Origin of the sequence: Winogradskyella psychrotolerans RS-3 (assembly GCF_000427335.1) — a bacterium.
Taxonomy (GTDB): Bacteria; Bacteroidota; Bacteroidia; order Flavobacteriales; family Flavobacteriaceae; genus Winogradskyella; species Winogradskyella psychrotolerans.
This window is the reverse complement of sequence record NZ_ATMR01000180.1, coordinates 1-16,012: the sequence shown is the minus strand read 5'-3', so window position 1 is coordinate 16,012 and position 16,012 is coordinate 1. Positions and strand designations below refer to the sequence as shown.

Genomic DNA, 16,012 nt, shown 5'->3' with positions numbered 1-16,012 from the left:
TGTTACTCACAGTAGAAATGCTTCAAAAATAAAAGGTGTGAGTTTTTTGATTACGCCTAATTTAAAAAGAGGCTATCTTTTAGATAGCCTCTTTTTGTTTTTTTAATTTTTTTAATCTCTAATAATTAGTATTTAATTATAATCTTCTTATTAAATGTACTTGTTTTTGTTTCTGCTTTAATGATATAAGTACCTTCAGAAATATGTTTTACAGGAATTTTAATTTCGTCTGACATTGGTAAATTGGTGGTATTCCAAGATGCTATTGTTTGACCAGCGACATTAATTAAGTATAACTGTTTAACGGCAACAGAAGGAGGTGTCTTCACATAAATTTCGTCAGTATCATGTAGGTATCTCACCATAATATCTTTAAACTCTTCCTTAATAGTAGATAGTGTCACATCTTCTTGGAATACTAAGAAGAATCGATCACTATAGGTGCCGGCTTCTAAATTCATTTGGAAGTTTACGTCATTAAATCGAGTATAGGTGCCTTCAGCAGCATCGAAAATATAGACATCAATAGCGTCGTCAAAGTTCTCTAGTTCTGTAAGTCCTATTTCAATATTACCTTGTTCTCCAAGAACCATTTCTAAAGGATATACTTTGGTCTCTTCGAATTCACCAACACCTTGGATGACATAGTTTTGTCCTTCTATTAAGAATGATAAATCACTTGGAAAATCGTCTGCGTTTAGTGCATCATAACCGTAATCGATACCATCTGTCGCAACATTATCTGTTGTGAATCCTAAAAGTAAATGTCTCACGGCACCTTCAGGAGTAGTAAAGTTAAAACGTAAACGTCTTATTACACTTTCTTCATCATTAGGAATGTTAACATAATCTTCGTTACCATTGCTAGACCTTAAGAATATAGATTGCGAGCCTTCTTTCTTAAAGATACGCTGCGCATTATTAAAAACTAATGTACCTCCATCACCATCAGCTTCAACAAAGAAACCTTGTCCTACCGGTATATAACGACCAGGTATCTTAGAAGCAGTTCCACCGCCATCTCCACCTATTTCTACGGGTGTAGTTGCTGGTACACCTCCCGTTTTGGTTAAGTAAGAGTATCTGCCGAGGTATTCTGATAAAATATGACTAGGATTGTTTGGGGCTTGTTCCCAGAAAATTAATGCAGATCCATCAAGTAGCGCTGTTTCATTGTCATCAATAAAAGTATGAGCATCTATTGCAGATGGATAAGGATTACCTAAAAGCGTTTCATTATCTGCACTAATGGCGTGTGTAATAATACCATTATTTGGCTGACCACTAAAGGTGTAATTTTGCTCTGAAGTTCCAACTCCACTACCTTTCATAGTGTATCCTAATCCAACACTAATACCAGTATTTTCATTAATACGGTTCCAATCGGCATAAGCACCTGTTAAGTTAGCGTAAGTATATAGCCAACGGCTACTTATAGTTGCAGGATTTGTGCCAGGAGCATCATTGTTTGTAGTCCATGATACAGGGGTTATACCATCATATAAAATCGATGCTAAAGCATAAGTTCTATTTATTGCACTACCCGCGTTACTCACAGGGCTTCCCCAATAGTTATAGTTGAATTTATTACCAGTTCCTTGTTGGTCACGTTCTAGTTTACCTGTTCCACTAAAATCAACTATACTTCCAGTAGGTTGTAAGAGTTGTGATTCATCTTCTAAGTCTAAAGTACCATCTATTTTTAGGTATTTACTTACGGTTATAGGGTTACCATCGGCAATGGTTAATGTATTATTATCTACCAAAAGTCCTAAGACTTGTGTTGGTCTGTTAGATGTTACATTATGTTGCGTGCTTACAATATTCCAAGTCACACTATTCGTATTAGGAATCATTAGGTCTGATCCATTTTGCCATGTACTAGCAGTATCCCAATCGGTTGTTGATCCAGAACTTAGATAAGGTAATGGTGCCGATTCGATTTGATGTGCTGTCATGTTTCTAAGTTTACCGTCAATACCCCCTACATTTGCGATAAGGTGTCCTCCCGTAATATCAGAATTAATTTGATTCATTTGGTAGTATGCTGATAAGTCATTCCACGATAACCCTGAAACATCTATAGGCACTATAGAACCACGAACCGAGCCACTGTGATTTTCAATTTCTTGATTCATCATATCGCGAATTTGTTCTTCTGTTAAGGCAGTATCCCAAATTCGTAATTCATCTAACCAACCATTAAAATAATTGGTTGGTGTATCGCCTGGACGATACATGGCACCAAGGAACATATTATAGGCATTTGGTGCAGGACCAGAAGCGTCCATATAAGTTTTAAAATCTCCATCGATATATAATGTATATCGAGTACCATTATATGTAACAGCAACATGGTGCCATTTTCCATCCATTACATTGTTGGCTGTAAGTCCACCAGCATTAGCTCTGAATGTAATATGATTATACTGAAGACGTAAATCATAGCCAGTTGCAAAATTACCTGCATCTCGTTTCGATAAAATTGTTTGAATGTTACTACTATTAATAACATTTGGCTTAATCCAAACTTCAATACTAAAGTTTCCAGTTAAGTTATAGTTGTTAGAAAAATTAACACTATCATCAGATCCATCAAAAGTCATATAGGTATCACAATCAGGTAAGCTTACCGTAAGTGACGCTGTATCGTCTACGCAAGGAGCTGCATTATTATAAGTCCAAGTAATGGTGTAATCAGAGCCACTTTCTCCTGAGAATTGAGCATTTGGATTGCTGACATCAGAGAATGAATAAGGGCGTCCTGAAGGCACGGATACTGCGGACCAAGTTCCATCGCCATAGCTACCATAACCATATAATTGAAGGGTTGTATCACTACAATCATTTATCGTGGTTAAATTAGCAACATCAGCATTAACAAAAGGTTCCACATTGATAACTACGGTATCAGAAGCTATATTGCAAGGACCTGATGCATCTGGATCTTGGGTCGTAAATGTAAGTGTTACTGTTCCTGAGGTTTCACCTGCGCCTAAAGTATATTCTGCGTTTGTTAAGCTTGGGGTGTTAAAGGTACCTGAACCACCAGACCATGTGCCTAGTGTATTTGACGTGGCATTTAAACTGACAACAGGATTACTAGAGCAGGTTGTGATATCGACACCTGCATCAACAGTAGCAGCTTCATTTATAGTCACAACAACAGTATCTACACCAGGGTTGCAAACACCTGCTGGGTTATTTGATGTTAAGGTCAATGCTACACTTCCATTAGAAATATCAGTTGCATTTGGGGTATACGTTGTGTTTAATGCCGAAGCATTTCCAAACGTACCGCCAGTACTTGTAGACCATGTTCCACTTGTTGCGCTTCCACTTAAAGCACCATTAAGGACAATACTATCTGAGCTACAAACGGTGAAGTCTGTACCAGCTTCTGCAATAGCAGCTGGGTTTACTGTGATTAGAACCGTATCAGTTGTTGCTCCACAAGGTCCTGAAGGATTATTTGTAGTTAACGTTAAAGTAACAGTTCCACTAGTAATACTTGGTGTATATGTCGCGTTTAAATCTGATGTGCTAGAGAAACTACCACTCGGAGCACTCCATGTTGCTGAACTTGCACTACCACCAATTACACCACTAAGGGTAACAGAACCATCTGCACATATCGTTTGATTAATACCAGCATATACAGATGGTGATTTATTTATAGTAATGGTCATAGAATCACTTACAGTATCACAAATTCCATCACTAGGAGTGTTGTTGTAGGTTAGCGTTACTGTACCATTAAGAATATCTAAAGCTCCTGGTGTATATAGTGGACCACTAAATGTACCATTTCCAGAAGTGCTCCAAGTCGCCACAGCATTGGTTCCACTAAAATTACTGGAAGAAAGGTTAACATTTTCACCTTCACAAATTGTTACGTCAGTAGGAACAATAACTGTTGGAGGCTTGTTAATGTTTATGGTGACACTTTCATTTAAACTTGTACCACAGTTATTGTTGCCTGGATAAGTACTCGATTGATACCTTACTCTATTTAAAGTGTAAGTAGTTGTAGTCGTTGGGTTAACTGAAACGGTTGTAAAACCACTATTATCAAGCGTTACCCAAGGTTGATTGCCAGAACCGTCATTATATCTAATTTGAGCATTTGGAGTACCTGAAAAAGTTATATTTGTAGAGTCTCCTTCGCAAAGCGTAACCTCTGAAGAAGTTATTTCTGCTTCTGGTTCTTCTAAAATATGAATTTGCATCGTACTTTCAATTGGATCACACCATGGTGGAAAACTAAAGGTTGACTCTAAACTAATTGTTATAATATCTCCTGGTTGAGCTGAAGCAGGAATTGTATAAGTACTCGTTTCTGAATAATCATAAACATCAGTACATGTTGGAGTACACCAGGAACACCACCATGGTCTTGTACAAACTTCTCCAACATATCCAGTCGAAAATGAACCTCCAGCTCCGTTGTCACTCCAAGTCCATTCGTTGTAATTTAATCCTCCAGCATCACCATCCATAACTACCGATGTTGTTCCAGCACAAACATAAATATCAACACCAGCATCAATATTAGTTACGTTGAAATTTAGAGATACATTTTGAGTGTCTACACTTGAAGATCCACATGCATTAGTTGCTATAACAGATATAGTTTCATTTTGGTTAAATCCAGGATTGAACTCAATGACAATTTCATTAGTAGATTGTCCAGAAACTATAGAAAGTCCAGTTGAAACAGTCCAATTATAAGTGTCAACATTAGGGTCAGGAGTAACAGTATACGTAGCTTGTTGTACGACACAAAGAAAAGCAGTATTACCACTTATATTTGGTTGATTAGGGATACCGTCATTTACTGTTATTAAACCATTTATAGATTCTCCTGGACCACAACCTGTTGTTGTTAAAGTGTAATTGTAATAGCCAGGTTGGTTACTTGTACCACTAATAGTATATATGCCAGTTCCTGCATTATATGAACCACTGATTCCAGCAGGTAAACTAGGTGAACTAGTTAAAGTTGCTCCAGTTGCACCAGAATTTAATTGAAATTGCAAATTTAAATTATCTGAATTGTTGTTACAGATACTTTCATTTTCTGAAGGAGAAATTAAATTAATTGTAGCATCTAGGCCAACGGAAATAGTACCTGTTGCTGTAGTACTACCACAACCGGTAGGTGTAATAGTATAATTAAATACGCCGATTTGTGTTGGTGTACCACTAATAGTAAATGTCCCTCCTGTATAACTTCCACTAAGCCCTGTCGGAATACCTGTAACAGATGCATTTGTAGCATTATTAATTATGTAAGTAATATCTGTCAATGAAGTGCTATTACACACGGTTTGAATGTTGTTTCCAGTTATTAAATTGAAAGTAACATCTGAGTTTATTGTTATAGTAACACTCTCTGTTGCAGGAATAGGATCAGCACAAGTAAGGTCTGAAATTACTTCTACTGAAATTATATCTCCATCAAGAAGTGAACTTGTAGTGTAAATTGCGTTAGTTGCCCCAGGAATAAGACCTATACGACTGTTGTACCATTGGTATGTTGGTGTTATCCCTCCGTTGGTTAAATCAGTAATAAAAAAGTCAACATCTTCTCCCGAACAAGCTGGATTTGCTGAAGTGTTTAAGGTAAATTCTACAGGTCGTATTGGATTTACTGTCATTATAATCGTATTACTAGTGGCTAATGTATCACAAGGTCCAGACGTAATCTCTACATAGACATCGTCTCCATTGGCTAAAGTCGTAGTCGTGTACGTAGCACTATCTGTACCTACCGGAGTTCCTGCTACATACCATTGATAACTAGGTGATGCACCTAAATTAGTACCAGTAGCCGTAAATGTTACAGATTCCCCTAAACAAGTTGGTGAAACAGGATTCGAAGTGATAGAAGCTGTTGCTCCTTGTACTTGGTCTAAAACAGTTACGGTTGTTGTACATGTATCGGTATTACCACTAGCATCTGTTACGGTAAAAACTACCGTATTAACTCCAATGTTAGAACAATCAAAATCTGTAATATCAGTATCAAAAGTTAAGCCACCACAAGCATCGGTTGATATATTATTAACTGCATCTTCAGCAATGCTAGCATTACCCGATGCATCTAAAGTTACGTTAATTGGCTTACAATGTGTCATTGGCGCTTCGTTATCTTCAACAACAACGTTAAAATTACATGTTGAGGTTAAAGTTCCGTCGTCTGCAATGGCAACAATATTGGTTGTTCCTACAGGAAACGTATAAGGAAATGTGATAGGAGTTCCATCAATTTCGTAGCTTATAATCGGTGATGCGTTACAAGCATCTGTGGCAGTTGCAGTAAATGACAAGGTAGCATCACATTGATCAGGATCTGTATTGTAAAATGGATCTACTGAAGGACAGCTGATTACAGGTGATGTTACGTCTACAACTGTAATCAGTTGATCACAAGTTGTAGTGAGTCCTGCACTATCGGTCGCAGTCCAGGTTATAAAGTGGTTTCCAATAGGTAAAGGATACAGTGATGACAAATTATTAATGATGTTGTAAGTATTTCCACAATTATCATCCATTGTAGGTTGTATTAAACCAGGAATTGAAGAGACCTCACAATAAATATCTGCATCTACAATTATAGAAGCAGGGCATATAATTGTAGGAGGTTCACTATCTATAACAGTAACTGTAAAAGTACATACGGAGCTGTTTCCGTTCTGATCTGTTGCTGTAAATTCTAGAGTTGTTACTCCAACCGGAAAATCATCACCAGAAGTTAAACCAGTGCTATCTGTTTGTACCACTGTTACTATACTACAATTGTCAGTTGCTGTTGGAATCGTAAAATTAGCTACAGCAGAACAAAGTGTAGGGTCATTATCTAAAGTCAAGTTTACAGGACATGACGTAAATGTAGGCGGGGTTGCGTCGATTATAGTAATGATTTGTGTTCTAGTTACTGCATTATTACCACAAGCATCAGCTATATTCCAAGTTCTTGTAATTGTTCCGTTATGTGTACTTCCGGATAGCGCCGAATCTGTACCAGCTATATTTCCACCAGTATCGCAATTGTCTGTCCAAGCTAGGTTGGCCATAGCGGGAATGTCAGAAAACAATTTACGGTAACATCAGCAGGAGCAACAGCTAGTGAAGGAGCAACGTTGTCATTAATAGTAATGATTTGCGTTCTTGTAATCGCAGCATTACCACTTGAATCGGTAATATTCCAAGTCCTGGTAATAGTTCCTCCACATGTACCACCAACTGAAATAGAGTCTACACCAGTTATGTTACCGCCAGCATCACAATTATCTGTCCAAGCTAAGCTTATCATCGCAGGTGCGTTAGTAACACATACTACAGTGATATCTGAAGGTGCAGCTGTAAGTATTGGTGCTGTATTATCTGTAATAATTACATTTTGAGTTTGAGTTGATGTATTTCCGTTACCATCATCATATGTCCAAGTTACTATAGTTGTGCCTTGAGTGGTAATCGGAAGCGTAGCATCATGAGTTGTCGTTACGGTTCCACCACAGTTATCAGTCGCTGTTGGAGCAGTTAAAGAAGTGACTTCACATTGATGCGTAACGTCAGTTAAGGTTGCAGCATCAGGAATAGGAGCAGTAGTATCTGTAATAACCACATTTTGAGTTTGCGTAGAAGTATTACTATTCACATTAGTATAAGTCCAAGTCACAACAGTTGTACCTTGAGCCGAAATAGGAAGCGTAGCATCATTTGTTACAGTAACTGTTCCACCACAATTATCAGTAGCCGTTGGTGCGGTTAACGACGTGACTACACATTGATCCGTAACGTCAGTTAAGGTTGCAGCATCAGGAACAGGAGCAGTCGTATCTGTAATAAACACATTTTGAGTTTGCGTAGACGTATTACTATTCACATCAGTATAAGTCCAAGTCACAACAGTTGTGCCTTGAGCAGTAATAGGAAGCGTAGCATCATTTGTTACAGTAACTGTTCCACCACAATTATCCGTAGCGGTTGGAGCAGTCAATGAATTGACTTCACATTGGTCAGTCACATCAGCTAAGATTGCAAGGTCAGTAACAGGCGCAGTATTATCATCAATAATAACATTTTGTGTTTGCGTAGAAGTGTTTCCGATAACATCCGTATATGTCCAAGTCACAACAGTTGTACCTTGAGCAGTAATAGGAAGGGTAGCATCATTTGTTACAGTTACTAGTCCACTACAATTATCCGTAGCGGTTGGAGCAGTTAAAGAACTCACTTCACATTCTGAGGTGATGTCAGCTAAAGTAGTAGCATCAGGATCCGGAGCCGTGATATTATTAATAACGATATTTTGAATTTGAGTAGATATATTTCCGTCACCATCATCGTATGTCCATGTGACTACAGTTGTGCCTTGAGCAGTAATCGGAAGCGTGGCATCATTAGTTACAGTTACTGTTCCACCACAATTATCAGTAGCCGTTGGAGTAGTCAATGAAGTGACTATACATTCTGAGGTGATGTCAGCTAAAGCAGCAGCATCGGGAGCTGGAGCCGTGATATCATTAATAACAACATTCTGTGTTTGCGTAGACGTATTTCCGTTACCATCATCGTATGTCCATGTGACTACAGTTGTACCTTGAGAAGTTATCGGAAGCGTAGCATCATTAGTTACAGTTACTGTTCCACCACAATTATCAGTAGCCGTTGGTGAGGCTAAAGAAATGACTTCACATTCTGCAGTTACATCAGTAAGCGCAGCAGCATCAGGAACAGGTTGAATATTGTCCTCGACTATAACAGTAGCTGTACAAGTATCTGTTTGACCAAGTGAATCTGTCGCAGATAAAGTTACCGTTACTGGTGTTCCTATATTAGAACAATTAAAAGTTGCTATATCAATTATAATATCAGTACCTATTGCAAGAGTGTCTAAATCATCTGATGAGCCATTATCAATATCCGCTGCAGTTATAATAGCATTACCAGTTGGATCTAATTGGACTGTTAAGGTAGTAACACATTCTGCCATTGGTGGGTCATCTACTTTAGAAGTAGCTGTAAAGTTTGTACCAATATTACTATTATGTATTGTGAAATCGGAAATATTATTCGCATTATGATCTACTTCGGCTCTAGTATTTGTGCCTATGGTATAATCCCTAGAAGCTAATCGATAAAGCAAATCTATATTTGCTTCTGATGAGTCGTCAATACTTGATTCATTTTTAGCATAAAAACTCGAATAAAAAATTAATGAGAAAACAAGAGTTAAAACCTTTAAGTAATGATTTTTCATAACAGCAATATTTAGTGTTTAAAAAACAAAACATTATTAGGGGGTAATGTTTAGCGCGTTTATTTTATAGCGCGAACTATTAGTTATTAGCGTAGTAGGAATGAGCAAATATATATTTTAAATTGAAATTCACAAACAAAATCATCGATAAAACGCGTTTAAATGCGACAAAGTGTTTTTTTTTGTAGTTAAAAGTAAGTAAACGAGTTGGAGCTATACACCAAAATTCATTAGATTTTACAAGTGATTTTATTATTTTAAACCTGTTTCCTCTACCCGAAGAATACCAAAATTGTGCGTATAGAAAATAGATGCTTTTTTTGTTATTTAGTTTTAAGAAGACTTAATTTTTGTTGTGATTAAGTTGTTATCTCTTTTAAAAACATCAAAAATGAAGCATTTTGGTTATCATTCTTTATAGCACTGATTGTTCTTCGTTTACTACAATATAAATTTTGTAAAAGTTTAATTATTAAACTTTTAATCTACAATTGCCATTAACAAAATAGGGATAAACAAATATAAATTTAAAATTGTTTCAGCTTATATAAAATCGTCAATGCGCAATAATCATCTTTAAACGAAGACGTTGTAATTAAGTAGGTTATGTTGTTTTTGATGATTAAAATGGCAACTTAGAGGCCTTAACTTTTATAGAATCTTGAAAAATAAAGCATAAAAAAACTCTCATACTAGAGCATTTATATGCTTGTATGAGAGTTTTACTTTGAAATAGAAACAAAAATTAACTTCCTCTAACACTATAAGAACTAATGATGTCCTTTAGTTTTAATTTAAGATCTTCACCGGTATCATATACCATCTGTTCATCACTTGGAAATAGAATTTGTCTTTGTCTTATGAGGTTTCTGTCATTTTTATTTAAAGCGCGTTCATCTCCTTTATAAGTTCCAAATATATTTTCGAAAATATAGCCACTATCTATTGTAAATGTGTCAATAGTTTGGTTTTGTTTTAAATCTGTATAAACCACATCAGCAATGACTTGAGCTGATTTAGTCTGTACAACTTCAAGTAGGCGTGCTTTTACATTTATGATTTTATCAATCTTAATATCGTTACCAAGACTATCTTTTTTTACATTTCCTGCTCTATCTAATTGATATTCCCATCCGTCTACAATATTCTGTTCTCTTAATACTTGACGCTCATTAATACGTTCTGGCGATACATTTATTTGCTTTAATTGTAATTGCATCGCAAAATCATAGTTTATAGCTTTGTCTGTATTAGTATGGTATGTCGTCCAGAATTGATTTAAGCCATAGGTATTAAAATCTAATAATTCAGCTTCTAATTGTTGCGGAATAATTTGTTGCGTGTGGTTTTGTATAGAAACATATATATAATCCATTCCTTTTTGATGCGCTTCTGTAATTAAGCTTCTGTTTTCTTCAAAATTTGGATTTATACGTTCTATATAACTAAATATATCATGCGCTTCTCTTGCATTATACTTATCATTAGAATCTAAAAGTGTGATACCTTGATTAATTAAATAATCAGAAGTTTTATACCTGTAATCAACAAGTTCATTACTATAATCTTTAAATTTAAAATTTATAGTTTTTCCATTGACTTGTAAAGGCATTACACGCTTTATAGCAGTTTGCCGCGCTTCTAAATCCGAATAGATATTATAAATGGTTTTATATTGCTCAGGGTTACCATCTTTTTTTAGATGTTTAATAGTTTGTAAATCTTGCTCTAAAACTTTATTATAAGCATCCTCTAGCATCACAATGTAATCTTGCTTTCGGTTTTTATCTTTATTGTTTTCTAATTTTTCTAAAGCTTCAGAAATAGCGTGGTCATAATTTCCCTGGCTAATGGCGCTTTCAATTTGTTTTTTGGCACTACAAGATACGAGTACCGTAACAAGGACTGATAAGAGTAAAAATTTTTTCATAATCTTGTGTTTTTTGTGGTTATAAATCTGTAATTTCAATTATGATGCCAAAGTAAAAAAACTTTTGAGACTTAGAATGATTTTTATCTCGAAAGCTTTTAAGGTAAATTAATGAGTCGAAAGGCTTTGCAGTACAACTGCGTCTCTATACAAATCCAAAAAAAATTAGAATCTTTCTGATTGACATTAAAGATTTTTGTTTCTTTACAAATCAATAAAAGACCCATGTTTCATAAAGAAAACGGATGTTTTCACGCTATAGAATCTTATTTTTCGGAAGCACTTCCTAAACAATTCACCTTTCCGTTTTATTACACTCCACATTCACTTTGTATTGCTGCTGCAGATGAGGTTAAAGCGTATTTAAATTTTCAAACAGATTTTGAACACAATTTTGGACTAGACGACAGCAAGAAAGGTTCAAAAATCGGAAAGATGTTTGGGGTTATGATTGTTAAAACTACAGAAGGGCAACTTGGTTTCATCACTGCATTTTCAGGGAAATTAGCAGAAAGTAATCATATTGAAGGATTTGTACCACCAGTTTATGATACATTACATAAAGATGGTTTTTACAAGAAAAATGAAACACATGTAAATAGTTTGACAGCTGAAATTGAAAGTTTAGAGCAAAATCTGGAATTAGAAAAAGCCCAATTAGATTTAGAAAAGACAAAACTTGAAACCACCCAAAAGCTTGAAGACTTTAAAAAGAGAGCAAAAGCTGAAAAGCAATTAAGAAAACAGCGTAGGGTAGAAGCAGAGGGTAAACTTTCTGATTTAGAAAAGAAAGTATTTTTTGAAAACTTGAAGCAAGAAAGCATTCAAAATAATATTGATTTAAAATACTTAAAGTTAAGCATAGAAGCAGACGTAATTAAGGCAGAGGAACATTTAGCCGAGTTAATTCAGCCAATTGAAAATTTAAAACTAGAACGAAAAACACTATCAGCAAGTTTACAAAAGCAAATTCACGAGCAATATAAATTCTTAAATGCTAAGGGTGAAACGAAAGATTTAATTACCATTTTTGATGCTACAGATCTAGGTAAAGCACCTGTTGCAGCTGGAGAATGTGCTGCGCCTAAATTGTTTCAGTATGCCTACGAACATTACTTGAAGCCTATTGCTATGGCAGAATTTTATTGGGGAATTTCACCAACAGCAGAAGTTAGAAAACATGGACAATTTTATCCTTCTTGTCGTAGTCGATGCGAACCTATCTTAGGCCACATGATGCAAGGTTTAGATGTTGAACCCAACCCTATAGAATCTGCAGGCAAGTTTGATGGTGAACTAGAGATTATCTACGAAGATGATTTTCTGCTAGTTCTTAATAAACCACATGAGTTTTTATCAGTACCAGGAAAAACGATTAAAGATTCCGTTTTAACACGAATGCAAGCGTACTTACCAAATGCAACAGGCCCTTTATTACTGCATCGTTTAGACATGTCTACGTCAGGCTTATTATTGGTAGCAAAAAATGAACGAACGCACAAAAAACTTCAAAAACAATTTATTAATCGCACCGTAAAAAAACGTTACGTTGCGGTGTTAGATGGCACTTTAGAAACAACAAAAGGAACTATCAATTTACCGCTTAGAGTAGATTTAAATAACAGACCAAGGCAATTAGTTTGTTACGAACACGGTAAAAAAGCCACCACGACTTATGAGATTGTTGAGGTTACTGATAATAAAACCAGAATTCATTTTTATCCGATTTCAGGTAGAACACATCAATTACGTGTGCATGCAGCGTATTATAAAGGTTTAAATAGACCTATTGTTGGAGATGATCTGTATGGAACGGTTTCAAATCGTTTACATCTTCATGCAGAAACTTTAAGTTTTGAGCATCCTGTGAAACGCGAGTGGGTAAGTTTTAGTTGTGAAGCTCCTTTTTAGAATCAGTTTAAAGTGTTCAATTTAAAGCAAAAAAAGACTAAAGTAATTTAACTTTAGTCTTCTTTCAATATAAATAAGTTTATAATTATTTCTTTTTCTTCGGGTTGAAAACAGGTAACAACTGTGTTTTTACAGAGCCAAAACCTATGCGTGTACCATCATTCTCACAGTAACCTCTCATAATTACAGTATCGTAATCATTAATAAATTTACGTTCTGTGCCATCTTTCATTTTTAATGGTTTGCTACCTTTCCATGACAATTCTAACATAGAACCATAAGAATCTGGTGTTGGACCAGAAATGGTTCCACTTCCCATAACATCACCTGAATTTATAGGACAACCATTAACTGTATGATGTGCTAATTGCTGAGCCATATTCCAATACATATACTTGAAATTCGATTTACTAACCACGGCTTCTTTAGCACCTTTTGGCTGAATACCAACTTCTAAATTAATATCAAAACTCTTTTTCCCTTTAGTTTGTAAATAATCTAAAGGTTTAGGATTTTGCTTAGGACTTTCTGTTCTAAAAGGTTCTAAAGCATCTAAAGTCACAATCCATGGAGACATTGATGACGCGAAACTTTTTCCTAAAAATGGTCCTAATGGTACGTATTCCCATTTCTGAATATCTCTTGCAGACCAGTCATTAAATAAAACCAATCCAAAGATGTATTCTTCAGTTTCTTCAATAGGAATAGGTTCTCCTAAATCATTAGCATCAGTTGTGATAAAAGCCATTTCTAATTCGAAATCCACTAATTTTGAAGGACCAAAAATAGGTTTATCAGCCCCTTCTGGTAATGTTTGTCCTTGTGGACGATGAATAGGAATTCCTGAAGGAATTATAGAAGAACTACGTCCATGATACCCAACTGGCATATGCACCCAATTTGGCATTAATGCATTTTCAGGATCTCTAAACATGGTACCAACATTTGTAGCGTGCTCCTTACTAGCGTAGAAATCTGTATAGTCACCAACATGTATTGGTAATTGCATTTCAATTTCATCTAAACGAAACAATATAGTTTCTTTATGTGGATTATTATTTTTTAAGGTCTCATTTTCAGCCTCAAAAATCTCAGCGATTCTGTTTCTAACTAAACGCCAAGTTTTTCTACCATCTGCTATAAAATCGTTTAAAGTATCTTGAAGAAAGATATCATCCGTTAACGGAATCCCTTCAAAATAACCCAATTGGTGTAAAGCACCAAGATCAATTGCAGTATCGCCAATACGCGTTCCGATCGTTATAATATCATCTCTAGTTAAGAAGACACCAAAAGGAATATTCTGAATTGGAAAATCTGAATTTTTACCGACATGTAACCATGAGGTACGATCTGGATTGTTAGCGGATAATGGCATAGAGTTATTGTTGATTAATTGTTCATTAAATTCATTCAAACCTACATAATTTTTGATATTTAAACTAATGTATTCACTATTTTTGCAATGATTTAACAAACACTTTATTTATGCAACGCGACGAACAAATATTTGAACTTATTAAAGCCGAAAGAGAACGCCAGATTGATGGCATAGAATTAATAGCATCAGAAAATTTTGTTAGCGACCAAGTTATGGAAGCTGCAGGTTCTGTATTGACTAATAAATATGCCGAAGGTTATCCTGGTAAACGCTACTATGGTGGTTGTGAGGTTGTTGATGAGGTAGAACAGATTGCTATCGATCGTGCTAAAACCTTATTTGGTGCTGCTTATGCTAATGTACAACCACATTCTGGAAGTCAGGCAAACACAGCTGTATATCACGCGTGTTTAAGTCCTGGTGATACTATTTTAGGATTTGATTTGTCTCATGGTGGACATTTAACTCATGGATCTCCTGTTAATTTTTCGGGTAAATTATACCGTCCTACATTTTATGGTGTAAAGAAAGATACAGGTCTTATTGATTACGATATGTTAGCTGACCAAGCTCAAAAAGAAAACCAAAATTAATTATTGCTGGTGCTTCTGCCTATTCTCGTGATATGGATTTTGCGAAGTTTAGAGAGGTAGCGGATAGTGTTGGAGCTGTTTTATTAGCCGATATTTCACATCCTGCAGGATTAATCGCAAAAGGAATTTTAAATGATCCAATGCCGCATTGCCATGTTGTGACTACAACAACACATAAAACTTTAAGAGGACCAAGAGGTGGTATGATTATGATGGGTGAAAATATTGATAACCCATTCGGTATTACTTTAAAGAACGGTAAACTCCGTAAAATGTCTGGCTTATTAGACTCTGCAGTTTTCCCAGGAAACCAAGGTGGACCATTAGAACATATTATCGCTGCTAAAGCTATTGCTTTTGGTGAAGCATTAACGGATGATTTTATGCATTATATGTTACAAGTAAAACATAATGCAGCTGCTATGGCTAAAGCATTTGTTGCAAAAGATTATAACTTAATTTCTGGTGGAACTGATAACCACATGATGTTAATTGACCTAAGAAACAAGAATATTACAGGTAAAGATGCTGAAAACGCTTTAGTAAAAGCTGATATTACCGTGAACAAAAATATGGTGCCATTTGATACTGAATCTCCTTTTGTAACCTCTGGAATTAGAATTGGAACTGCCGCAGTAACCACGAGAGGTTTAAAAGAAAGCGATATGCCATACATTGTAGATTTAGTGGATGAAGCTCTTAAAAATCATGACAATGAAACGGTATTAGCAGGTATTGCAGAAAAAGTAAATGCACTAATGGGTGGACGCTCATTATTTAACTAATATAGTATTAACCTAACAGATGTTGATGACTGAGCGCAGTCGAAGTCAAAACCTGTTAAATCTTAATAAAAAAAGNNTATATATATTATTATTATTATTATATATATATATATATATATATATATATATATATATATATATATA

5 protein-coding genes and 1 pseudogene are annotated in these 16,012 nt (G+C 35.5%); 2 read left to right on the top strand and 4 right to left on the bottom strand.

What is annotated here, in order from left to right:
* Positions 1-125: 125 nt before the first annotated feature.
* From ADIWIN_RS16355 to ADIWIN_RS16345, 3 genes are all read right to left on the bottom strand, one after another.
* On the bottom strand, positions 126-7,079 hold the full coding sequence (locus tag ADIWIN_RS16355) for a DUF8693 domain-containing protein (protein ID WP_020895970.1): 6,954 nt from the start codon (positions 7,077-7,079) through the stop codon (positions 126-128).
* Positions 7,067-9,268: a beta strand repeat-containing protein gene (locus tag ADIWIN_RS16350; RefSeq protein ID WP_040757633.1), complete on the bottom strand. Its 2,202-nt coding sequence runs from the start codon at positions 9,266-9,268 to the stop codon at positions 7,067-7,069. Before ADIWIN_RS16350 ends, ADIWIN_RS16355 begins: the two co-directional genes overlap by 13 nt.
* Positions 9,269-10,013: 745 nt before the next feature.
* The gene (locus ADIWIN_RS16345) at positions 10,014-11,198 is read right to left on the bottom strand and encodes a hypothetical protein (RefSeq protein WP_020895968.1); all 1,185 of its coding nucleotides are present in this window, start codon (positions 11,196-11,198) and stop codon (positions 10,014-10,016) included.
* A 225-nt stretch (positions 11,199-11,423) separates the two neighbouring features.
* On the opposite strand from ADIWIN_RS16345, the gene ADIWIN_RS16340 reads away from it, so the two are divergent.
* Positions 11,424-13,109 carry an RluA family pseudouridine synthase gene (locus ADIWIN_RS16340; RefSeq protein ID WP_020895967.1) on the top strand — a complete coding sequence of 562 codons (1,686 nt, stop codon included), beginning with the start codon at positions 11,424-11,426 and terminating at the stop codon, positions 13,107-13,109.
* Between the two features lie 85 nt (positions 13,110-13,194).
* Here the strand turns inward: ADIWIN_RS16340 and fahA are convergent, their stop codons facing one another.
* Complete coding sequence (gene fahA, locus ADIWIN_RS16335) at positions 13,195-14,487, bottom strand: fumarylacetoacetase (RefSeq protein ID WP_020895966.1); 1,293 nt, start codon at positions 14,485-14,487, stop codon at positions 13,195-13,197.
* Positions 14,488-14,597: 110 nt separating this feature from the next.
* Here fahA and glyA point away from each other — a divergent pair.
* Positions 14,598-15,868, top strand: a pseudogene (glyA, locus tag ADIWIN_RS16330) (serine hydroxymethyltransferase).
* Positions 15,869-16,012: the final 144 nt, after the last annotated feature.